Source organism: Rhizobium rosettiformans (assembly GCF_016806065.1).
Taxonomy (GTDB): Bacteria; Pseudomonadota; Alphaproteobacteria; order Rhizobiales; family Rhizobiaceae; genus Allorhizobium.
Genome location: NZ_CP032405.1, coordinates 1,926,975 through 1,949,374, shown reverse-complemented (window position 1 = coordinate 1,949,374; position 22,400 = coordinate 1,926,975). Strand labels below are relative to the sequence as shown.

Sequence of the window (22,400 nt, the reverse complement as noted above, 5' to 3'; positions counted from 1 at the left end):
CGGAACGATGATTAGGAGCGGCAATGCTCCACCCACTGGGTCATGTTGACGGACCACTGGTACTCGTCGGCGTCATCCTTGTACTCGGTGAAGAACTCATTGAGTTGGTGCGGGAGATGCTCCAGTGCCCATCCGATGGCGGCGTGGGGGTTCTTCAGCATGGTCACAGTTTCAGCGACGGTCTGGGTGGGAGCGATGGCGTCGAAGGGGCCGGTGGTGTTGGTCATGGATTGTCTCCGGTTCGTTTGAGGGTGTTGCAAGAACTACAAGCTACAGCTACAAGTGCCTTCTCAAGAAGCCCGGAAATCCGGGGTTTTTGGCACCTGCTTTGAGGCTTCAAATCTCTCTAGCAGCACCATTCCATCCCCTTGGATTTCTGTATTTCTTTCAATCGCTCCCGGCCGCCGATTGATGGCGACGACCGGGCTGATGGCGTTGTTGGTGCGTCGGCTTTGACTAGTTCTTCGCGAGCGTTTCTGTGATGCGCTTGAAGAAATCCAGATTCTCGCGCTCGTAGCCGAGCGGACTCGCGGGGGCTGCGAGCTTCACGATCACCACGTTGGTCGACCGATCGACATAGGTGTACTGGTTGTAGAGGCCGACGGCGGAATAGGCGTCTGAGCCGCTGATCGTCCACCACTGGTAGCCATAACCATAACCAACCTCAGGATCGACCACGGCGGAATCGGCGGGGGCAACGGTCGAGGCTTCGACCCAGTCTTGCGGGACGACCTGCGTTTCCCCGACCTTGCCGTTTTCCAGCATCATCAGGCCAAAGCGACCGTAATCGCGAAGGGTGGCATTGAAGCCGGCACCATAGAATTCGCGACCAACCGCTTCCGAACCATCGAGCACGTAGAATGCTGGGGCTTCCATGCCAGCCGGTTTCCAGATCTTTTCGCTCATGTAGTCCGCCCCTTTCATGCCGGTCGCGGCCTCCAGAACGCAGCCAAGAACGGACGTATCAAGGGTCGAGTAGTTGAAGGTGCTTCCCTGTTCGTTCAGCGGCTTGGACTCATTTCGCGCATAGTCGCACCAGCGATACTTGTATCCGACCAGCGAGTTGTCATGGACCTTGGTGAGCTGGGTCTCGCTGCCGAACTCGTAGATCTCCTTCCAGTCTATCCCGGAGCGCATGCGGAGAAGATTGAGGATCGTGACATCCGCATAAGCCGTGCCCTTCCAGTCGGGCAGGTAATCGACGACCTTGTCATCGACGCTCTTGATTTTGCCTTCGGAAATCGCGATGCCGATCATGGTCGCCAGCATGGACTTGGCCATGGAAAAGGACATGAAGCGGGTCTGCTCACCGCTGGTGTTGCGGTAGATCTCCTTGACGATCTTCCCATCCTTGATGACCAGCAGCGCGTTTGTCGCGGTCTCTTCGAGGAAGGCATCGAGCCCCTGCTCCTTGCCTTCGAAGACGAAGCTGTTGCCGATGTCACGCTCCTCACGCGGCAATTCTCTCTTGGTCTCCCCTGCTGCCACAGGCCGCGTGGCGAAAAGCTGATCCATGTGCTGGAAAGTCAGGTAGTTCAGTTCCGGCATGAGCATGGCGGCTCGACCGTTGATCATCGTCGGCGTCTCCCAGCGCGACGGTTCAGCAGCAATGGCTGTTGTTGAGATTGACAGCGCGAGGCCGACAGAACAGGCTAGTTTCGATTTCATGAGAACTCCTCCTTTGTTCGCAAGACATACAAAATAGGTGAAGCGCATGGGGCACTCTATCCAGGTCCATCCAGGGGATACGCTCAATTATTGGGCAGGAGCTGCGTGGTCCTATCGGAGCCAGGAGTTCGCCGACGTGACCGAGCAGGCCGGCGCCGTCGGAGGATGGCAGATCGCCAGCAAGCAGTTGGGGCGGGGTCGCTATGCGGCGCTCTCGGAAACGCTGTCGATCGGACAGGTCACGATCACGCGCGACCGCATCAATCTTCCGATCGGACAGGAAACGATCAGCCCCGGAGGGCGTGTGTCGCTGTTCTTCCCGCTCCGATCCGAAGGAGGTTGGCGCGTCGATGGCCGGTGTGAGACGGACGCCGTCATCGCCATGCGGCAAGGACTGACCCATTTGCTCGTTGCGCCCGGCAGTGGCAGCGAACTCCTACATGTGGAAATGCCAGCCGCATTGCTCGCTCTCGATACGAAAGAATCCGTCATCCAGTCGAGACGGCTGCGGCCCGAGGATGAATTTCTGCGCGACTGGCTTCTTTGCCTCCTCGGTCAGGCGCGAACTGGTGGTGGACTCGACGGATCAGCCGCAGCTGCGCTGGAGGAAGTTCTCCTCATGCGCCTTTCAAGCTGTGCCGGGGCCTTTGCACCGGCGCCAAGCCAGAAGATCAGTCGGTCTGCGGCGATCGATCTTGTCAGCCAACTGGAGCGCGCGCTCCTTGAGGAGGACGATATCCCCGAGACCTTCGGAGCGCTCTGCGAACGCTGGTCCTTTGAGCAGAGCGAGGTTGCGGCAGCAACATTCGCCGCCTTCGGACAGGCCCCTGATCGATGGTATCGGATGGCGCGGTTGAACGGCGTTCATCGTGATCTCAGAGCGCGGTCTCGCGGCCTGACCGTGACCCGGGCTGCCACGCGCTGGGGCTTCTTTCACCTCGGGCGCTTCTCCGGTGACTATGCAGCCTTCTTCGGCCGCCACCCGCGGGAAACGCTCAAGGCAAGCTGACGCCGAAATCGGCAGCGGCCGTGCGAACCACGTCGGAGACTCCCGTCAATTGCTTGGCGATCGGGCTCGTCTTGCGCCAGACCATTCCGATTCTTCTCGAAGGCTGCGGGTCCTCGAAGCGGGCGATGGAAACATCGGCGGAGCGTGTTTCCACGGGCATGGCGATTTCGGGGATCAGCGTGACACCGATCCCGGCGCCGACCATCTGGACCAGCGTCGAGAGCGAACTGCCATCCAGGATCTCGCGCGGACGCACCGAACCCATGTCGCAGAAGGAAAGCGCCTGTTCGCGAAAGCAATGCCCCTCTTCCAGAAGCAGCAAGCGCATTTCACGTAGCATGTCGCGGCTTGGGACGGGCTTGTCGGCGTCTTCCCTCGGGCGGACGAGCACGAAGTTCTCCTCAAACAGCGGCATCTCGGTGAGCGATGGCTCGGAGACCGGCAAGGCGACGATCGCGGTATCCAGGCGGCCTTCCGCCAGTTCCTGCAAGAGTTTCGGCGTTACGGTTTCGCGGACATGGATGTCGAGATCGGCATTCTCGCGGGTCAGCGCCGAGATCATGCCGGGCAGCAAATAGGGAGCGACCGTCGGGATGACACCGATGCGCAGGCGCCCGACCAGTTGTCGGCGGTGGGCACGGGCAAGATCACCCAGTTCATCCACCGACCGCAGGATATCGCGCACCCTGACCAGGAACTCCTCCCCGAAGGCCGAGAGGCGCAGCTGGCGCGCAGCGCGCTCGAAGAGTTCCGCGCCGAGGGCTTCTTCGAGCTCCTTGATCTGCACCGACAAGGCAGGCTGGGAGATCGAACAGGCTTCGGCCGCGCGCCCGAAATGGCCATGACGGGCCAGCGCCTCGAAATAACGCAGCTGTCGAAGGGTGAAGTTGATCATAACATAATCCTATGGAACTGATCATATTTTCCAACTTACATTAATCGTTCCGCTTTGCTAGAACAATTCCAGAAGTTGTCGGGGAGCCACCTGAATAGTGCGGTTCTCCAGCTTGTCTCCAAAGGGAACAAGCGGACAACGGATCAGGCGGGGCGGTCCAAAGTCCTGCCGCCAGTTCATCGGATTGTGATGCGGACGTGCTCTTCCAGAGGGTGTCAGCAATTCGATCCTGGAAAAGCGGTTTCTTCAAGGAGGTACACAATGGATACCCTGAGCAACAAAGGCACCGGCAAATGTCCGGTCATGCATGGTTCGAACACGGAAAGCGGCGCAAACGTCATGGCCTGGTGGCCAAATGCGCTGAACCTCGACATCCTGCACCAGCACGACACCAAGACCGACCCGATGGGCAAGGGCTTCGATTACCGTGAAGCCGTCAAGCAGCTCGACGTCGCCGCATTGAAGGCGGACATGAAGGCCCTGCTGCGGGACAGCCAGGAGTGGTGGCCAGCCGACTGGGGCCACTATGGCGGCCTGATGATCCGTCTCGCCTGGCACTCTGCCGGCTCCTATCGTCTGGCAGACGGTCGTGGCGGCGGCGGCACCGGCAATATTCGTTTCGCCCCGCTCAATTCCTGGCCTGATAATGCCAGCCTCGACAAGGCGCGTCGTCTGCTCTGGCCGCTGAAGAAGAAATACGGCAACAAGATCTCCTGGGCCGACCTGATCCTCTTCGCCGGCACCGTCGCCTATGAAGACATGGGTCTGAAGACCTTCGGCTTCGCCTTCGGCCGTCCCGACATCTGGGGTCCGGAAAAGGACGTCTACTGGGGCGCGGAAAAGCAGTGGCTTGCGCCCTCCGACAGCCGCTACGACGACGTGACCAAGCCTGATACGATGGAAAACCCCCTTGCCGCCGTGCAGATGGGTCTCATCTACGTCAACCCGGAAGGTGTGAACGGCAAGCCGGATCCAATGGCGACTGCCGCTCAGGTCCGTGAAACCTTCGCCCGCATGGCGATGAACGACGAAGAAACCGCAGCGCTGACCGCTGGCGGCCACACCGTCGGCAAGGCACACGGCAATGGCGACGCGCAGGCGCTCGGCGTCGAGCCGGAAGCCGGTGATCTCGAAAACCAGGGCTTCGGCTGGATGAACCCGAACCAGAACGGCAAGGCGAGCCTGGCTGTCACCTCGGGCATCGAAGGCGCATGGACGACCAACCCGACCGTCTTCGATATGGGCTATTTCGAACTGCTGTTCGGCTATGACTGGGAACTGACGCACAGCCCCGCTGGTGCACAGCAGTGGCAGCCGATCGGTATCCGCGAAGAGCACATGCCGGTGGACGCCACCGATCCGTCGATCCGTCGCATGCCGATGATGACCGATGCCGACATGGCGATGAAGGTCGACCCGGCCTACCGTGCGATCTGCGAGAAGTTCATGGCGGACCCGGCCTACTTCCAAGACACGTTTGCCCGCGCCTGGTTCAAGCTGACCCACCGCGACCTCGGTCCGAGGGTTCGTTACATCGGTCCGGAAGCTCCGACCGAAGACCTGATCTGGCAGGACCCAATCCCGGCTGGCGCCAAGAACTACGATGTCGGCGCCGTCAAGGCGAAGATCGCAGCTTCCGGTCTGTCGATCGCAGAACTGGTTGCTACGGCCTGGGACAGCGCCCGGACCTACCGCCAGTCCGACATGCGCGGCGGTGCGAACGGTGCCCGCATTCGTCTGGCTCCGCAGCGTGACTGGGAAGGCAACGAGCCGGCCCGTCTGGGCAAGGTACTCTCGGTGCTCGAACTGATCGCCGAGGAATTCGGCGCCAGTGTCGCCGACGTCATCGTGCTCGCCGGCAATGTCGGCATCGAGAAGGCGGCCAAGGCTGCCGGTTACGACGTGACCGTGCCGTTTGCCGCTGGTCGTGGCGACGCGACTGCCGAGCAGACGGATGCCGCAAGCTTCGCCCCGCTCGAGCCGCTGGCCGATGGCTTCCGCAACTGGACGAAGAAGGACTATGTCGTCAGCCCCGAAGAGATGCTGCTCGACCGCGCCCAGCTCATGGGTCTGACGGGCGCTGAAATGACGGTGCTGCTCGGTGGTCTGCGCGTGCTCGGCACAAACTATGGCGGCACCAAGCATGGCGTATTCACCACCCGCGAAGGTCAGCTGACGAACGACTTCTTCGTCAACCTGACCGACATGGGCTTCACCTGGAAGCCGACGGGCAAGAACTCCTACGACATCTGCGACCGCAAGACCGGTGAGAAGAAGTTCACCGCGACCCGCGCCGATCTCGTCTTCGGCTCGAACTCGGTCCTGCGTGCCTATGCGGAAGTCTACGCTCAGGACGACAACCAGGAGAAGTTCGTGAAGGACTTCGTGGCTGCCTGGGTCAAGGTGATGAACGCCGATCGCTTCGATCTCGAAGCCTGAAAGCTACGGCAACGAGCCTCGTGCCCCGAGGCTCGGAACCGCTAGAAGAAGCCGGAGATGCAGCCGCCTCTCCGGCTTTTTGCTGTTTTAGCGCAGGAAGGCGCGAAAGCGGCGCAGGGACAGGACGAAGAACACGGCCGAGATCGCGAGCAGCGCCAGGATCTGCGGCCAGACGACATCGAGCCCGGCATCCCTGAAGAGAACCGCCTGGGCCATGATGACGAAGTGCGTGTTGGGTGCCGCCGACATGATCCACTGGATCACCTCGGGCATGCTTTCACGGGGCGTCATGCCGCCCGACAGGATCTGCAACGGCAGAAGAACCAGCATCAGCAACAAACCGAACTGCGGCATCGACCCGGCGACCGTGGCGAGGAAGATGCCCATGGATGTCGCGGCAACCAGTTGTAGCGCTGCCCCGATGAGGAAAAGGGTCATGGAGCCCTGAAGGGGCACGTTTAGCGCGCCGTGCACGACGACGAAGAGCGAGAACATCGTCGCCAGCAGCACGACCAGGCCCATCGACCAGATCTTGCTCAGCATGATTTCCGCAGGCGTGACCGGCATGACGAGGAGATGTTCGATCGTGCCGTGCTCTCGCTCCCTGATCAGGGCCGCCCCGGTCAGGATGATCGACAGCATGGTGACGGCGGAAATGACTTCATTGATCGATCCGAACCAGCCTTTGTCGAGCTCGGGATTGAAGCGTGCCCGGAGCGACAGACCGACGCTCGCCTGATCCGCTGGGTCTCCCCGGCTGAGGAAATCCGTCACCTCGCGCGTGACGATTTCCTGAATGTACCTGCCGCCGGAAAAGGCCTGGGTCATCTGGGTCGCATCTACATTGAGCTGGATCTGCGGGCTGCGGCCGGCCAGAAGATCGCGCTGAAAACCGGGCGGGATATCGAGTACGAAGGTGTCGAGGCCGGCATTCATGCGGGGATCGATCTCGGCCGGTGTGATCATCTGCGGGGGCAGGAAATAAGGCGGGTAGAGAGCGCTTTCGATACGGGCCGATACCTGTGAGCGATCCTCGTCGACAATCGCCACCGCCGCCTTGTTCAGCGTCTCTGGCTCTGCGGTGGCGGCGGTGTAGATGTTCAGAGTGAAGGCGTAGACGATCAGGAAGAGCAGGGCGGGGTCTCGGGCGAGGCCGCGCAGTTCCTTGATGCCGAGCTCAAGAATGTTTGCCAGCCGCATGGGTCACACCGCCTGCTTCTTGAGGAGGAAGGTGCCTGCGAGCAGCAGGAGCGGACCAATGATTGCCAGCGCCAGCAGTTGAGGCTCGAGATCAGCGAAGGTCAGGCCTTTGGAGAAGACACCGCGCGAGATGGTGACAAAATGGCTCGCAGGATAGATCTGCCCGATCAGAGCCCCTGCCCCCTGCAGGGCGGAGACGGGCGACAGCATGCCGGAAAACTGGACTGCCGGGATGATCGTGATCAGCGTCGTGCCGAAGATCGCGGAGATCTGGCTCTTCATGAAGCTCGACAGGAGGAGACCGAGCGCGGTTGCGGCAAAGACGTAGAGCGAGGCTCCCAGCGCCAAAACCGCAAAGCTTCCGGTGAGCGGCACCTGGAAGCCGAAGATGGCGAAGGCGGTTAGGATCAGGAAATTCAGGAAGGCGATGCCGATATAGGGCAGTTGTTTGCCGAGCAAGAATTCGAGACGCGTCACAGGCGTGACGTAGAAGTTGATGATCGAACCGAGTTCCTTCTCACGCACCACGCTCAACACCGACAGCATGGCCGGAATGAGCATCAGCAGGAGCGGGATCACAGCCGGAACCATCGAAACCAGGCTTTCCACATTCGGATTGTAGCGATAGCGCAATTCGATCTCGAAAGGCGCCAGAGTGGCTTTGTCGCCGTAAAGTTCGCGGGCCTTGCGGGCGAGCCAGCTTGCATGCATGCCCTGGACATAACCCGAGACGGTTTCGGCCCGAGCCGGCATCGCTCCGTCGATCCAGGCCCCCACATCGACAGCGCGATTGCCACGAGCCAGATCGCGGCCGAAGCCGGGAGGGATCTCGATCGCGAGGCTGATGTCGCCGGCGCGCATGCGGCGATCGAGCTCCTGGTAGTCGGTCAGCGGCGGCCGCTCGATAAAGTATCGGGAACCGGCGATCTCCGCGATATATTCCCGGCTCAAGACCGTGTCGTCGCGGTCGAGAGCCGCGAAGGTCAGGTTCTCGACATCGAGATTGATGCCATAGCCGATGACGAACATCAGAATGAGGCTGCCGAGCATGGCAAGCGTGGCTCGAATGGGGTCACGGACAAGCTCCAACGCTTCGCGACGGCTGAAAGCGAGCAGCCGACGGCGATCAAGAAGCGGGCGATGACCTTTCACTTCCGTCGATGGCGCGGGCGCTGAGATTGCAGCGTCTTCAACCTCGCCAGAGCGAAAAGTGGGCACGACTTCTTCGCCGATCGCCTGTTCCAGATGATGGATGAAGGCCTGCTCCAGGTTTTCGGCGCCACAGCTTGAAACGATTGCCTCGGGCCTATCGGTGACCAGAACCTTGCCGGCATGCATCAGCGAGATCCTGTCGCACAGTGCCGCCTCGTTCATGAAATGGGTCGAGACGAAGATGGTCACGCTGTCGCGCCGGGAGAGGTCGGCCAGCAGAGCCCAAAAGCCGTCACGCGCCACCGGATCCACACCCGATGTGGGTTCGTCGAGGATCAGGATGTCGGGACGGTGGATCAAGGCGACGGCGAGCGACAGCCTCTGGCGCATCCCGAGCGGCAGAGCATCGGGCAGTTCTTCCAGCGTCTCGACCAAGCCAAATCGGTTCGCCAGTTCCTCCAGCCGCGGCCCAATTTCGGCATCCGCCATCCCGAAGAGACGGCCATGCAATTCGAGGTTCTGCCGAAGCGTCAGCTCGCCGTACAGCGAGAAGGCCTGGCTCATATAGCCGACGCGGCGACGGATCGCGATGTCCTTGGGATCGACGGGATGGCCGAAGACCTCCGCCCTGCCCTCGGTCGCGGCCAGCAGCCCCGTCAGCATTTTCATCGTCGTCGTCTTGCCGCAGCCGTTCGAGCCGAGAAAACCGAAGATCTCGCCGCGCGGGATCTCGAAACTGACATCATCGACGGCGGTGAAATCACCGAAGCGCATGGTCAGATGATCCGCACGGATCGCGATGTCGCCGCCATCCGCCTCAGACCGTTTCGCAATCCGCAGCGGTTCGTTTCGACCGCGCTTCTCCTGAGGCAGCAAGGCGACGAAGGCAGCATCGAGTGTCGTGGTTGCCGTTCTCTTCCGCAACTCGTCCGGAGTCCCCGTATCCAGTATGCGCCCGCCGTCCATGGCGACCAGCCAGTCGAAGCGCTCGGCCTCTTCCATGTAGGCGGTCGCCACGATGACGCTCATGCCGGGACGGTCGGCCCTGATGCCGTCGATCAGTTCCCAGAACTGCCGGCGTGATAAAGGGTCGACGCCGGTCGTCGGTTCATCAAGGATCAGAAGATCGGGATCGTGAATAAGGGCGCAGCAGAGACCGAGCTTCTGTTTCATGCCGCCCGATAACTTCCCTGCCGGACGATCAGCGAAGGGCGTCAGGCCGGTGGCGTGCAAGAGGCCGGCAATGCGTCGCTCGCGCTCGCGGCGGTCCTGGCCGAACAGGCGGCCGAAAAATTCGACATTTTCGAAGACCGAGAGCGTCGGATAAAGGTTCTTGCCCAGTCCTTGCGGCATATAGGCGATGCGCGGGCAGGATTTGCGTCGGTGCGAGGCACGCGCCATGTCGCCTCCGAAGGCCTCGACCCGACCTGTCTGGATCCTGCGGGCGCCGGAGATGAGCGACAGGAGGCTCGACTTGCCGACACCGTCAGGGCCGATCAAACCAACCATACGGCCTGCCGGCACATCCAGCGAGACATCGTTCAGCGCCAGCGTCTTGCCGTAGGCGAGGCTCACCCCTTCAAGGCGCACGACAGGATCGTCCGATCGAGTTTGCGCCACACCGTTCATGTCACTGCACCAGTGTCGTCGTCAGGCTCTCGGGCCAGGGAGCAGCAGGATCGAGATTGACATAGGCGATCCCTGGCAGGCCTGTTTTGACCTGCTGGATGTACTTCTTGAGCAAGGCCTCGGGGATCTTCGCCTTGACGCGGAACATCAGCTTCTGTCGCTCCTCGTCGGTTTCCACCGTCTTGGGCGTGAACTGCGCGACATCGGCAACGAAACTGATCCTGGCCGGAATGGTATAGGCCGCGGCGGCGTCGAGCACTATGCGGGCTTCGCTTCCGAGCGCGATGCGCCCCACCTCTGCCGTCGGCAGGAAGAAGGCCATGTAAACATCGGAGAGATCGACGATGTTCAAGACGCGACCGCCTGCGCCCAGAACTTCGCCGAGCTGGGCAACGCGGTATTGCACGCGACCATCTCTCGGCGCCCTGAGTGTGCTGTCGGCAATGTCGGCATCTATGCTTTCGATTGCGGCCGAAGCGGCAGCAACAGCGGCTTCAGCATCAATCACCTGGGCCCGGGCCGCACCGATCGCCGCCTCCGAGGCCGCCACTTGCGCTTTCGACGCGGCAAGAGCTGCACGGGCGCTTGCGGTTGCAGCACGGCCGTCATCGACCACCTGCTGGCTCGTGGTGCGGCTTTCCATCAGCCGTTCCGTGCGGGCAAGGGTGGTTTCTGCGGCGTTCAACTGAGCTTCGCGCTGGGAAACAGTCGCAAGGGCTGCCTCGCGCTCGGCCTCCCGCTGGGCAACGACGCTTCTGGCGGTATCGACGGCGACGAGCGTGCGGCGGTGCTCGGCCACGGCCTGGCGGCGATGGGCATCGAGCTGGTTCGTGTCCATCAGAGCCAGCACCTGCCCGGCGCTGACGAAATCACCTTCGTCGACGAGAATGTCCTTCACCCGGCCGCCGGTCTTCGTGGATATGTCGATTTCCACAGCCTCGATGCGACCATTGCCGTGCGCGATGTTGGCCGGCAGGCCATCACCCTCAAAGGTCTTCCAGCCATAATAGGCGCCGCCGCCAACCACGATCAGCAGCAATGCGATCAGCCAGCCGCTTTGACGCTTTGCCATCCGCCATCTCCGAGATCCGCCTGCCATCGCCGGACATCGGCTTCACCAGGACGGCATAGACATAGACGCCTGGACGGTCGGCGAACTTGATCCACGTCAATTAGAGATTGCTATGGCGGACAACATTCGCGTCAAATCAAAACACCGCCCCGGCGAACCGGGGCGGTGCCTTCTGGCGCAACGAACCATGCGTCTAGAAACCGCTGGCAAGCCGGCGGCGAAGATCGTCGATATCAGGGGTGGCCTGCTCCTCAAGCCGCCGTTCCCACGCAAGCGCCGTATTGACGATGACGCCCAGGTCGTCATGGCGCGGCGTCCACTCCAGAACCTGCTTCGCCAATGTGGAGTCCGCCACGACAAGCGACGCGTCGCCGGGACGGCGTGGCGCGTAATCGACCCGGAAATCGGCGTTGGTGGCACGACGCACCGCTTCGATGATGTCGAGCACCGAGTATCCCTTGCCGTAGCCGCAGTTGGCCACCAGGGGCCCGCCACCCTTTCGCAAGTATCGCAACGCCTGGAGATGGGCATCCACGAGGTCGTTGATGTGAATGTAGTCCCGCACACCCGTGCCATCTGGGGTGTCGTAGTCAGTGCCATAGACAGACATCGAGGAACGTTTGCCGAGCGCTGCCTCACAGGCCACCTTGAGCAGATGCGTGGCACCGACGGCGGAATTTCCGGCGCGCCCCTGCACATCGGCACCGGCGACGTTGAAATAGCGCAGCGCCACGTAGCAGAGACCGTGGGCGCGCGCCGTATCGCGTAGCATCATTTCGCTCATCAGCTTGGATTGCCCATAGGGCGATTCCGGCCGCAGTGGCGCATCCTCCCGCACCGGCAGCGGCTTGTCCGGCAGACCGTAGACCGCCGCCGTCGACGAGAAGATGACCTTGTCGATCCCCGCCTTGACGGCGGCCGACAAGAGACGGCGGGTGTTTTCGGTGTTGTTCTCGTAATAGCTCAGGGGATTGGCGATCGATTCCGGCACGACGATCGAGCCTGCGAAATGGATGATCGCCTCAATGTCGTTCTCGGCGAAGATCTGCTTGAGGACAGTCGGCTTGGCGATATCGCCCAGATAAAAACGTGCCTGGGGCGCAACGGCCCAACGAAAGCCCGTGGACAGCCGGTCGACCACGACCACCTCTTCCCCGGCATCGAGGAGAGCCCAGACCATATGGCTGCCAATGAAGCCTGCGCCACCTGTCACCAAGATCGCCATGACTTTTCTTCCCGTGTTCTTCTTATCGGGACATGAAAAGCACGCGCATCTTACGGAGTACTTATCGAAAGCCTCCAAGCCACTGAAACGGCTCACCTATTCGAATTCTTCGTAAAGTTCGAGTAAGCCGTTTCAGTCAAATTTTATCAATTCACCACCCCATCGTGTGGGGAGATCAGAGCGCCTTGATATAGCCGCTGAGACGCTCGGCTGCGTCTTCGATATGGGCGGGGTTGCGCAGGAAGCAGGCCCTTAGGAACGGAAGGCCACCCTCGCCGAAGGCCGTGCCCGGTGCCATCCCGACGCCGGTCTTGTCGACGATATCAAGGGCCGCCCTGCGGCTATCGGTGATGCCATCGATCTTCAGGAAGGCATAGAGCGCGCCTTCCGGCTTCAAGGTCTCGACCCTGTTGGTGGCGATCAGGGCATCGCATAGGATATCTCGCGAGGCGGTGGCGCGCGCAATATTCTCCCGTATGAATTCGTCTCCCTGATCGAGGGCCAAGACCGCACCGCGCTGCATGAACTGCGCGACGCCCGAGGTCGAATACTGGATGAGGTTTTCGAGCACCTGACCGAGCTCCGGCGGAGCAACGATCCAGCCGACGCGCCAGCCGGTCATCGACCAGTTCTTCGAGAAGGAATTGGCAAACATCACCCTGTCGCCCTCCTCCATCACGTCGAAGAAGGACGGCGCCCGTTCGGACGAGCCGTAATAGTAGAGCGCATAGATTTCGTCAGCGAGAATCCAGATGCCGTGGCGGCGGGCAATCTCGAGGATGGCCTTCAAGTCTTCGCGGGTCGCCGTCCAGCCGGTCGGGTTCGACGGGGTGTTGATGAAGAGCGCTTTGGTCTTCGGGGTGATCGCCTTTTCCAGCTGATCGAGATCGAGCACCCAGCGGCCATCGGTGAAGGAAAGCGGAACGCAAACAGACTTTGCGCCGGCGAGATCGATCGCCGAAACGATGTTCGGCCAGCAGGGCGAGAGATAGATCATCTCATCGCCGGGCGAGGTCAGAGCCTGAACGGCAAGCGCGATGGCCTGCATGCCAGACGCCGTGACGTAAAAATGTTCGACCGGCAGATCGACAGTGAAGTGGCGCTTGTAGTAGCGCGAGAGCGCCTGGCGGAGTTCAGGAATACCGCGCTGCCAGGTATAGAAGGTCTCCCCGCCAAGCAGGGCCTCACTGGCCGCACGATTGATGAAGTCGGGCGTCGGCAGATCGCCCTCGCCCGCCCAGAGCGGCAGAAGCCCGTCGCGACCCCGCGCGTAGTTGATGATCTCGACGATACCGCTTTCCGGTGCGGCGAGCGCGCGGGGGCTGAGGCTGTCCAACAGGGCCATGGGAAATTCACTCCTTCGATCGGTGTCGACTGTCTAACCGATCACCGGGTAAAAATCCCATGATATTCCTTGAGGACAAGATCGATCCTGCTGATGGGTTCTGCGATCCGCAGCCGGATCGCAGAGAGGTTTCAGCGAGTCTTCAGCAGGTCGCGGATCTCAGTCAGAAGCTGCACGTCAGCCGGCGGAGGAGCGGCTTCAGAGGCCTTCAGCTCTTCCTTTTCCATCGACTTGCGCAGCGAGTTCACGCCCTTGACCATCAGGAAGATGATCCAGGCGAGGATCACGAAGTTGATGACGACCGTGATGAAGTTGCCATAGGCGAAGACGGCACCCTGCTCGCGGGCGGCGGCCAGCGTGTTTGCCGTCACATTGCTGCTCAAGGGCAGGAAGTAATTCGAAAAGTCGAAGCCGCCGAAAATGACGCCGACAACAGGCATGACGACGTCCTCAACCAGCGAGCTGACGATCAGACCGAAGGCACCGCCGATGATCACGCCGACGGCAAGGTCCATGACGTTGCCGCGGGCGATGAATGTCTTGAATTCGTGTAGCATTTTCCCCTGCTCCTAAATGGTCCCGAGATTTGCCGGCACACAACCGGTCCGGGATCATGGTTAATCAATCTTCACGCTTTCGAAAATGGTAATTTGGCACAGGCCGCCATTCCCTTTCGACTAAGGTCAATATTCGAAACGATTTCAAAAGACGCAGACATGCCCTAAGGTTCCCCACCGGGCGCAGTCGAGGAGGAAAAGGTGTTCCCAGGCTGGATCATCGTTGCGTCAGCGATCGGTTACCTGTTGCTCCTGTTTGCCGTCGCAAGCTACGGGGACCGGAAGACGCGCGTGCATGGCGTTCCTGCGGGGGGACGGCCGGTCGTCTATGCGCTGAGCCTTGCCGTCTATTGCACGTCCTGGACCTATTTCGGCGGCGTGGGCCTTGCCGCCGAGCATGGTCTGGAATTCATGGCGATCTACATCGGCCCGATCCTGATGTATACGCTCGGCATGCCGATCCTGCGGCGGATCGTCGAACTCGCCAAGACAGAAAAGATCACCTCCGGCGCCGACTTCGTGGCAGCGCGATACGGCAAGAACCCTGTCGTCGGCATGCTTGTCACCGTGATCTACCTGGTAGGCATCATTCCCTATATCGCGCTCCAGCTGAAAGCGGTGTCAAGTTCGGTCGCAGCCGTCATGGATCCAACCGCTTACGGCATCGGGACCGGCAATCTCTACTTCATCGACCTGCCACTGATCGTCGCTTTCATCCTTGCCTGCTTCGCGGTGATCTTCGGCACACGCCATACCGATGCGACAGAGCACCAGGACGGCCTGATCCTCGCCATCGCCATGGAATCGGTGGTCAAGCTCATCGCTTTCTGGACATTGGGCGTCTTCGTCATCTGGGTAATGTTCGATGGCCCGGCGGATCTCTGGCAGAAGGCCACCGAGAGCGAGGCTGTCATGGCCGCCCTGACGCATGAAACGCCGCCCAGTCGCTGGCTGTTGTTGATTGCGCTTTCTGCCTTCGCGATCATCATGCTGCCCCGGCAGTTCCATGTCACCGTGGTCGAGAACCGCACGCCCCGGGAACTGAAGCTCGCCGGTATCCTGATGCCGATCTATCTGATCGCCATCAACATCTTCGTCTTGCCGGCGGCCATCGCCGGTGTGTTGATGTTCGGCGGCAGCGGCGATGCCGATCTCTACGTGCTCTCGCTGCCGCTCGAAGCCGGCTCCGGCTTCGTGTCGCTGCTGACCTTCATCGGCGGCTTCTCAGCCGCGACCGCCATGGTGATCGTCGCCTCCGTGGCGCTCGCGATCATGGTGTCGAACGACATGGTCCTGCCGATCTTCCTGCGGCAAAAGCTGCTGGGGCGGCCCAGCCAGCGCGAGGATTTCGCCAAGACGCTCTTGCATATCCGCCGCACGGCGATCTTCGGCGTGTTGCTGCTCGGCTATGTCTACTTCCGATCCGCCGACAACACGACGGGGCTCGCCAAGATCGGCCTTCTGTCTTTCACCGCTATCGCGCAGATCGCACCGGCCATGTTCGGCGGCCTGATCTGGCGGCGGGCCAATGCACGAGGCGCGATTGCTGGCCTCACCATCGGGTTCCTGGTCTGGGCATACCTGCTCTTCCTGCCGAGCCTCGGCGCCGAAGATCATTCCTGGATCGCGTCCGCAGTGCTGGGTTTCCTGTTGCCCGGGCTATCGATGTTCGAACCGCAATATGCCGATCCGCTTGTCAATGCGACAATCTTCAGCCTGCTGGTCAACACACTCGCCTTCGTTATCGGTTCGCTCAGCCGCAATCCGCGCCCTGTGGAGCGCATCCAGTCGGCGATCTTCATCAAGCGCCAGCCGCGTTCCAACTCCGCAACCCGGGGATGGAAGACGAGTGTCGCCGTCGGCGACCTGAAGGCTGCGATTGCCCGCTATCTCGGCAATGAGCGCATGGAGCGGTCATTCCGGTCCTACGAGCAGACGGTTGGCCGCAAACTCGCCGATGACAGTCCGGCCGACATGGCCTTCATCCATTTTTCCGAACAGTTGCTCGGCAGCGCGATCGGTTCGTCTTCGGCGCGGCTAGTCCTGTCGCTGATCCTGCAGAAGGCCGAGGATCCATCGGCCGACACGGTCTGGCTGCTCGACCAGGCCTCGGAAGCGCTGCAATACAATCAGGACATGATGCAGACGGCACTCGCCCAGATGGAGCAAGGGATCGCCGTCTTCGACGCGTCCGACCGCTTGACGATCTGGAACCGGCGCTTCCGCACTCTGCTGGACCTGCCCGAGCATGTCGGCCAGGTCGGATTTCCGCTGCTCGACATGATCGCCATTCTGGCGCAGCGAGGCGATGTTCCGGCCGGTGACACACAGGCTGTGATCCGAAGCTTCCACCAGTTCGACAGGCCGTTTCAGATGGTGCTGGCCGGTGGCCATCGGATCATCGAAGTGCGCTGCAACCTGATGCCCGACAAGGGCCTGGTTGCGACCTTCAGCGACATCACCGCCCGCGTTGAGGCCGACCAAGCCCTGAAGCAGGCCAATGAAACGCTGGAACAACGCGTCAGCGAACGCACGGCCGAACTGACACGGGTGAACCATGCACTGGCGGAGGCCCGCGCGGCAGCCGACGAGGCCAATATCGGCAAGACCCGCTTCTTCGCAGCCGCTGGTCACGACATCCTTCAGCCGCTCAACGCGGCAAGGCTCTATTCCTCGTCACTGGTCGAGCGGCTCGGCGATTCCCAAAACAGCGCGTTGGTCGGCAATATCGATTCTGCTTTAGAATCGGTCGAGAGCATTCTCGGTGCCGTTCTGGACATTTCGCGTCTGGACACCGGCGCGATGAAGCCACGCTTTTCCAGCGTGCCGTTGAACAGCCTCTTGCAAAGGATCGAAACCGACTTCGCGCCGATGGCTCGAGAAAAGGACCTCAAGCTCGTGGTGATGCCGACAACACTGTCGGTCCGCTCGGATCCGACCCTGCTGCGCCGCCTCGTCCAGAACCTTGTTTCGAACGCGATCAAGTACACGCCGTCAGGCCGCGTCGTGGTCGGGGCCCGGCGTCAAGGTGACAAGGTGGTGATCCAGGTGACGGATAGCGGCATCGGCATCCCCTCGTCCAAGTTTCGCACAGTGTTCAAGGAGTTCGCGCGGCTCGAAGAAGGCATGCGAACAGCATCCGGTCTCGGCCTCGGCTTGTCGATCGTCGACCGCATCGCCAAGGTGCTGCAACACCCGGTGGAACTCGCCTCGAAGCCCGGCAGGGGCACGACGTTCAAGGTCGTCATGCCGCTCGATGTCGCCAAGCCGGCCACCCAGGGCGTTGTACCGATCGATGCCGGCAGTCGCTCCACGCCGGCGCTGCATGGCTTCCGGGTGCTGTGCATCGACAATGAGCCGAAGATCCTCGAGGGCATGCAACTTCTCATCTCCGGATGGGGCTGCACCGTCGAATGCGCGGGCTCGATCGCGGAAATGGATGAACTGATCAAGTCCGGCAAGGCTCCGGATCTGGTCATTGTCGACTACCATCTGGACGATGGCAGCGGCATTGGGGCAGTTCTCAGACTGAGAGCACTGACGCAGGCCGACATCCCCGCTCTTTTGATCACCGCCGATCGCTCGGCTGAGGTGCGTGCGGAGGCCGAGCGCCATTCGATCACCGTGCAGCACAAGCCGGTGCGGCCGGCTGCGCTTCGTGCCTTCATCACGCAGGTCTCCTCGCAACGCAGTGCGGCAGCCGAATAGGGCTTTCGCATGAGCGGGCTCGGGAGACCCTATCTTACCAGCTTTTCAAGGCGCGCAGCGTCGGGGTCTTCTTGAAGACGTGATCGTTCATGCGCCCCATCAGACGGTCGAGAAGCGAGACCGCCTCGACCACGGCCGGCCCCTTGTTCAGCATCACGCATTCGGCCCGTGCCGCCATGGCGGCATCGGTCATCTCACCGCGCGTCGGAATGCCCTGCTTGACCATGTCTTCCAGCACCTGTGTCGCCCAGATGCAGGGCACGGAGGCCGCCTCGCAGATCCAGAGGATCTCCTCCTGCATTTCCGCCAGCCGTTCAAAGCCGATTTCCGCCGCGAGATCGCCACGCGCGATCATCACACCGAATGGTCCGCGCTGGCGTGCCCGCGCGATCAAAGCGGGAAGATTGGTGAGCGCCAGCGGCTGCTCGATCTTGGCGATCAGGCCGAGCTGCCGATCAGACCTGCCGTGGCGGGCAAGGACGTCGTCGAGCACATCTATGTCTTCCGGTCGACTGACAAAGGAATAGCCGATGAGATCGGCGCATTCGATGATCATCTCCAGGTCGGCTTCGTCCTTAGTGGTCAGCGGCGAAAGCCCGAGAGCTGTGTCGGGAAGGTTGATCCCTTTTTCCGGCTTCAGGCGTGTGCCGCCGGATTTGGTGCGGCGGACGACGATGATAGCCTCCTCCGCTTCGACGCTGTCGACAACCGCTTCGAGCTTTCCGTCATCGTAACGGAGCCGATCACCGACGGAGAGCCGGGTTACCATTTCCGGCAGGGAAACCGCCGCCGAGTGCAGGACTTTCTCGTCGATACGCGGCGCAGCGTTTGCCACGAGGCGGACACGGTCGCCGATCTGCAACCTTAGCTTCTTGTCGACCGAGGCCACCTCGCCGGTCCTGATCTTCGGGCCGGCAATGTCCATCAGAACCTTGATGTCACGTCCGCAGACGCCGGCGGCTTCCCGGACGAAAGCAGTCATGGCGCGCCAGGCCTCCGGATCGTCATGGGCACAATTGATGCGGGCGACATCCATTCCGGCCCGGGCGAGGTCCAGGGTGAGGTCCGGACCTTCGGCGGCCTGACTGGGCAGCGTCACCATGATCCGCGTCCGGCGGCTGGCCGGCGTTGTGCCGAAAAGGGCAACGGTTGAGGCCTCGAGCCGCGCCTCGCCAGCGAAAAAGTCAGTCTCTGCCGGCATGGCGGGGGCCTCTGCCCGGACGCCCGAGAGCGATGCCAGCGCGTGGATCACGGCATCGATCGTCGGCAGGACCCGGCTTTCCAAACGGCCCATCGAAGAGAGCCCGAGCGCCATGAGGCGGCGTTGCAACAGCCGGATATCGTGACGACGCAGAGCGAGATAATGGGCCAGATTAACGATCGCAGGGTCCACTTCACCATGCCCTGATGATGAAAGCGATGCTCCGTCGAGGATCGCTTGCCTGAGGGTCATCATCTCGGTGTGAATTTCAGCCGCGCGGATGGTGGCGTCGGTGGTCTTTCGCATGTTCATGATCGGCCCTGCCTGATTGTTGCAGAACCCTAATCCCGGCTTGTTGACAGCCCAATGACAGTCGATATCGCAGGGATCTCAGAGCCTGAGGCTCCATACGGTGGCGTTCACCACGACACCGGGTTCAGCCACGAGCCTTGCCGCTCGTACCGGCTCAAAGCCGGCGATCCGCTTGGTCCCGGCCACGCGCCCGCCATCGGCGAAAACTTCCAGAGAACCGTAGTCGAGGAAGACGCGCAGACGGCGAGCGCCGGCGGCCTTTGCCAGATAGCGCGGACCCGGCGGCTCTTCGGGGCGGTCGAGATAGCCATGCAGGATCTCGAGGCCTTCCTCATGCTGGGCAATGGCGAGGCGAATATCCGGGTGATCGAACTCCAGCCGAAACGCGCCGCCGGCCTCGGACAACTCGAAAGTTATTTCGGCAGCACCGTTGGGCAGCTCGATGCGTTGCCCCGACGCCAGCCGCGTGCGGTCGAGCATGCGCGCGCGCAGACTTTCGGCCGCCCCGATGGGAGGCGTCAGCAGCGTATCTCCTTCGAGGACGAGCGTACGCGGCAAGGTCATCGCAGAGGGGAAATCGACCGTCGGACCGGTGTCGGCCCAGTTTCCGAGCCATCCGATGCCAACGGGCGTATTGCCGTCGACGAAGGCCTGGAAAGCATAGTTGTCGGTGCCGAAATCGAGTTCACGGCCGAAGGACTTGGCGAAGCTTCGCCCATCGAACCAGCCGATGTCGATCATCGTCAGGTTTCGCCGACCCGTCTCCTGGTCCTCGCCGTTCATCAGGCCATAGATCAGCGCCCAGCGGGTGGCGGGATCACGGTAGTCACCATCCATCGGCAGAAGACAGGGGCATTCAAGCGCAGAGGTTTCATAGCGCGTCTCGGTGTAGAGCTTGCCGACATAGACCCAGCCGGAAGCCGCGGTGTTGTCCTCCGTCTCGTAAAGCAGCACGACACCGCCGGTGTCGCTCTGACTGCCGAGCAGCATTTTCCAGAGGCCGTCAGGCCCCCGGAACACATAGGGGTCGCGGAAATCGAAGGTCAGACCCTCGCCATCCGGCCTGCGGGGCAGGAAGACCTCGGCAGCACCCGCGCTGAACAGATCGGTCGATGTCGCCGTCAACTGGATTTCCTGTTCGGGAATTCGGTCGGCAATCTTCTCTGTGAAGAAGACGCGGATGCCGGGCCCGTCGGTGCGCGCAATTGCCGAACCGGAAAATGCCCCACCGCGCTTATCCGGCCTGACCGTCAGTTCTTCCGATGGGAAGAGGAAGACCGGCAGGTGTCGCCAGCGCAAATAGTCGGACGAGACGGCGTGACCCCAATGCATGTTGTTCCAGATCCGGCCATGCGAATAGTGCTGGTAGAAGAGATGCGGGCGCCCGCCGAACCGACCGAAGCCGTTCGGATCGTTCATCCAGCCGAAGGGCGGGCGGAAGTGATATCCAGCAGGCAGATCCGGCGGCTCGTTGGCCGGATTGGTGTGGATGACCGTAATGCCGGTTTCCAGCACGTCCGATGGCGTAAACCAATAGGCAACCGAGAGTGAGGTGACCGCCGTATCATAGGCCAGTGTGACCGTGCCGCCACCGAAGACGTGGTAGATACGGAAGGAGTTTTCCTCCGAATTGACGGCCTGGACTTCGCCGAATTTGCCATTGACGCTGTAGAAGGAAACGGCTCCCGGCTCATCCGGCGTCACGGCCTTCAGCCAGAGATGCAACATCGCATTGACGGGTAGTTCGACGTCGATGGCCCTGTGGCCTTCCGGTATGCCGGTCGTCGTCGTCATCATGCGCATCTTCCTTTCATTCCTGTCGCCACCGTTCAACGGCACGGCCCGGCGACTGTTCCATGCCTCGATGTCACAGAGGCTTCAGAAAACCGTCATGGCGGCTTCACCCGAAGCGCCTACTGCGGCGAGAGCGACATTGAAGATCGGAGCCCTGCTCATGCGTCTCGCCGTTCTCGTCCTCGGCCTGCTTCTGACCCTCGTCACGGGGGCTGCAAGCCTTGCCCCCATTCCTCCGTCCAATCGTGCGGCCCTCATTCACGAGCGCCTGACTAAGGCCAACCTCAACCGCGATCATGTCATGGTCGTGGCCCATCGCGCCGGCTGGAAGAAGGAAGGCGTCGTTGTCCGCGCCGAAAATTCGTTTGCCGCCATAGACCACGCCGTTTCGACCGGGGTTGAAATGGTGGAGCTCGACGTGCGGCGCTCGAAAGACGGCGCGCTCGTCATCATGCATGATGAAACACTCGACCGCACTACCACGTGCCGAGGAAAAGTGGCCGAGTTCACCCTTGCAGAGCTTATAAGCTGCCGGCTCGTGGTCGAGGGAGACCGTCGCACGACCGACGAACATGTCTTCACGCTCGAAGAAGCGATGCTGCATGCGCGCGGCCGGATCCTGATCAACATCGACAACAAGCTCGAGCCGGAAGCCCTGGTCGAGATCGCGGATCTCGCCCGCAGCCTCGGCATGACCGACGGCGTGCTCCTGAAGATGGCCGTCTGGAATGCCGACCGGCTGCAACTCGCCCGCGACATCCGCCGCGCCATCGGGGCCGACTTCGCCTTCATGCCGATCCTTGCCGATGACGCCGTGACCGAGCCTGCCTTCATCGACCGCGCCCAATCAGCGCTCGGCGCACCGGCCGCTGAGCTAGTCCACTGGTATCGGGATTCATCGGAGCCGATCACTACGGATGGCGGACCTCTGCTCTCGCCTCTCGCCCGCGCGGCAGCGGTCCGGAATAACACGCATCTCTGGATCAACACCTATCCGATCACCGATCGCCCTGAAGGCATGGTGGCGGGCGGACGCGGCGATTATCTCGCGCTTTCGACCGGGCAACCCGAGGATGTCTGGGGCTTCTTCGTCGAACGGGGCGTCACGATCATCCAGACGGACGAGCCGGAGGCGGTGATCGCATGGCTCGACGCTCAGGGGCTGCGGCGGTCGTATGAGCTGACGAACTGAGG

The 22,400-nt window shown here is 61.6% G+C and carries 15 protein-coding genes; 4 read left to right on the top strand and 11 right to left on the bottom strand.

The features are described from left to right. Positions 1-11: 11 nt before the first annotated feature. Positions 12-227, bottom strand: a complete 216-nt coding sequence (locus D4A92_RS09290) for a hypothetical protein (RefSeq protein ID WP_203019466.1) — start codon at positions 225-227, stop codon at positions 12-14. A 229-nt stretch (positions 228-456) separates the two neighbouring features. Beyond that, positions 457-1,668: a serine hydrolase domain-containing protein gene (locus D4A92_RS09285; RefSeq protein WP_203019464.1), complete on the bottom strand. Its 1,212-nt coding sequence runs from the start codon at positions 1,666-1,668 to the stop codon at positions 457-459. Positions 1,669-1,714: 46 nt separating this feature from the next. Between D4A92_RS09285 and D4A92_RS09280 the strand changes: the two genes are divergently transcribed. Next, entirely contained in the window at positions 1,715-2,677 is a 963-nt protein-coding gene (locus D4A92_RS09280; RefSeq protein ID WP_203019462.1) for a helix-turn-helix domain-containing protein, read from the top strand. Here the strand turns inward: D4A92_RS09280 and D4A92_RS09275 are convergent. Then, a complete protein-coding gene (locus tag D4A92_RS09275) occupies positions 2,664-3,572 on the bottom strand; it encodes a hydrogen peroxide-inducible genes activator (protein ID WP_203019460.1) in 909 nt (302 codons plus the stop codon). The genes D4A92_RS09280 and D4A92_RS09275 overlap by 14 nt on opposite strands. Before the next feature lie 261 nt (positions 3,573-3,833). Here D4A92_RS09275 and katG point away from each other — a divergent pair, with 261 nt between their 5' ends. Continuing rightward, complete coding sequence (katG, locus tag D4A92_RS09270) at positions 3,834-6,011, top strand: catalase/peroxidase HPI (RefSeq protein ID WP_203019458.1); 2,178 nt, start codon at positions 3,834-3,836, stop codon at positions 6,009-6,011. Between the two features lie 87 nt (positions 6,012-6,098). Here katG and D4A92_RS09265 read toward each other — a convergent pair whose 3' ends face one another. The 6 genes from D4A92_RS09265 to mscL form a co-directional block, all read right to left on the bottom strand. Further along, positions 6,099-7,211, bottom strand: coding sequence for an ABC transporter permease (locus D4A92_RS09265; protein WP_203019456.1), 1,113 nt, complete (start codon positions 7,209-7,211; stop codon positions 6,099-6,101). A 3-nt stretch (positions 7,212-7,214) separates the two neighbouring features. Next, the gene (gene rbbA / locus D4A92_RS09260; protein ID WP_203019455.1) at positions 7,215-9,992 is read right to left on the bottom strand and encodes a ribosome-associated ATPase/putative transporter RbbA; all 2,778 of its coding nucleotides are present in this window, start codon (positions 9,990-9,992) and stop codon (positions 7,215-7,217) included. Between the two features lies 1 nt (position 9,993). Then, complete coding sequence (locus tag D4A92_RS09255) at positions 9,994-11,064, bottom strand: HlyD family secretion protein (RefSeq protein WP_203019454.1); 1,071 nt, start codon at positions 11,062-11,064, stop codon at positions 9,994-9,996. Between the two features lie 193 nt (positions 11,065-11,257). Next, entirely contained in the window at positions 11,258-12,289 is a 1,032-nt protein-coding gene (gene galE, locus D4A92_RS09250) for a UDP-glucose 4-epimerase GalE (protein WP_203019453.1), read from the bottom strand. Positions 12,290-12,464: 175 nt separating this feature from the next. Then, complete coding sequence (locus tag D4A92_RS09245) at positions 12,465-13,634, bottom strand: pyridoxal phosphate-dependent aminotransferase (RefSeq protein ID WP_203019452.1); 1,170 nt, start codon at positions 13,632-13,634, stop codon at positions 12,465-12,467. Positions 13,635-13,765: 131 nt separating this feature from the next. Continuing rightward, positions 13,766-14,191, bottom strand: coding sequence for a large conductance mechanosensitive channel protein MscL (gene mscL / locus D4A92_RS09240; protein ID WP_203019451.1), 426 nt, complete (start codon positions 14,189-14,191; stop codon positions 13,766-13,768). Positions 14,192-14,392: 201 nt separating this feature from the next. Here mscL and D4A92_RS09235 point away from each other — a divergent pair, with 201 nt between their 5' ends. Next, on the top strand, positions 14,393-17,899 hold the full coding sequence (locus tag D4A92_RS09235; protein WP_203019450.1) for a hybrid sensor histidine kinase/response regulator: 3,507 nt from the start codon (positions 14,393-14,395) through the stop codon (positions 17,897-17,899). Positions 17,900-17,933: 34 nt separating this feature from the next. Here D4A92_RS09235 and D4A92_RS09230 read toward each other — a convergent pair whose 3' ends face one another. Both D4A92_RS09230 and D4A92_RS09225 read right to left on the bottom strand, forming a co-directional pair. Further along, positions 17,934-19,412 carry a pyruvate kinase gene (locus D4A92_RS09230; protein ID WP_203019448.1) on the bottom strand — a complete coding sequence of 493 codons (1,479 nt, stop codon included), beginning with the start codon at positions 19,410-19,412 and terminating at the stop codon, positions 17,934-17,936. A 78-nt stretch (positions 19,413-19,490) separates the two neighbouring features. Next, positions 19,491-21,206: a GH32 C-terminal domain-containing protein gene (locus tag D4A92_RS09225; RefSeq protein ID WP_203019893.1), complete on the bottom strand. Its 1,716-nt coding sequence runs from the start codon at positions 21,204-21,206 to the stop codon at positions 19,491-19,493. Between D4A92_RS09225 and D4A92_RS09220 the strand changes: the two genes are divergently transcribed. Then, a complete protein-coding gene (locus tag D4A92_RS09220) occupies positions 21,166-22,398 on the top strand; it encodes a glycerophosphodiester phosphodiesterase family protein (protein WP_203019446.1) in 1,233 nt (410 codons plus the stop codon). The genes D4A92_RS09225 and D4A92_RS09220 overlap by 41 nt on opposite strands. Positions 22,399-22,400 lie beyond the last annotated feature (2 nt).

Bases quoted from the DNA above. Each gene is read 5' to 3' on its own strand.
- D4A92_RS09290 (WP_203019466.1), bottom strand. From the start codon at position 227: ATGACCAACACCACCGGCCCCTTCGACGCCATCGCTCCCACCCAGACC.
- D4A92_RS09285 (WP_203019464.1), bottom strand. From the start codon at position 1,668: ATGAAATCGAAACTAGCCTGTTCTGTCGGCCTCGCGCTGTCAATCTCA.
- D4A92_RS09280 (WP_203019462.1), top strand. From the start codon at position 1,715: ATGGGGCACTCTATCCAGGTCCATCCAGGGGATACGCTCAATTATTGG.
- D4A92_RS09275 (WP_203019460.1), bottom strand. From the start codon at position 3,572: ATGATCAACTTCACCCTTCGACAGCTGCGTTATTTCGAGGCGCTGGCC.
- katG (WP_203019458.1), top strand. From the start codon at position 3,834: ATGGATACCCTGAGCAACAAAGGCACCGGCAAATGTCCGGTCATGCAT.
- D4A92_RS09265 (WP_203019456.1), bottom strand. From the start codon at position 7,211: ATGCGGCTGGCAAACATTCTTGAGCTCGGCATCAAGGAACTGCGCGGC.
- rbbA (WP_203019455.1), bottom strand. From the start codon at position 9,992: ATGAACGGTGTGGCGCAAACTCGATCGGACGATCCTGTCGTGCGCCTT.
- D4A92_RS09255 (WP_203019454.1), bottom strand. From the start codon at position 11,064: ATGGCAAAGCGTCAAAGCGGCTGGCTGATCGCATTGCTGCTGATCGTG.
- galE (WP_203019453.1), bottom strand. From the start codon at position 12,289: ATGGCGATCTTGGTGACAGGTGGCGCAGGCTTCATTGGCAGCCATATG.
- D4A92_RS09245 (WP_203019452.1), bottom strand. From the start codon at position 13,634: ATGGCCCTGTTGGACAGCCTCAGCCCCCGCGCGCTCGCCGCACCGGAA.
- mscL (WP_203019451.1), bottom strand. From the start codon at position 14,191: ATGCTACACGAATTCAAGACATTCATCGCCCGCGGCAACGTCATGGAC.
- D4A92_RS09230 (WP_203019448.1), bottom strand. From the start codon at position 19,412: ATGAACATGCGAAAGACCACCGACGCCACCATCCGCGCGGCTGAAATT.
- D4A92_RS09220 (WP_203019446.1), top strand. From the start codon at position 21,166: ATGGCCCTGTGGCCTTCCGGTATGCCGGTCGTCGTCGTCATCATGCGC.
- D4A92_RS09225 (WP_203019893.1), bottom strand. From the start codon at position 21,206: ATGACGACGACGACCGGCATACCGGAAGGCCACAGGGCCATCGACGTC.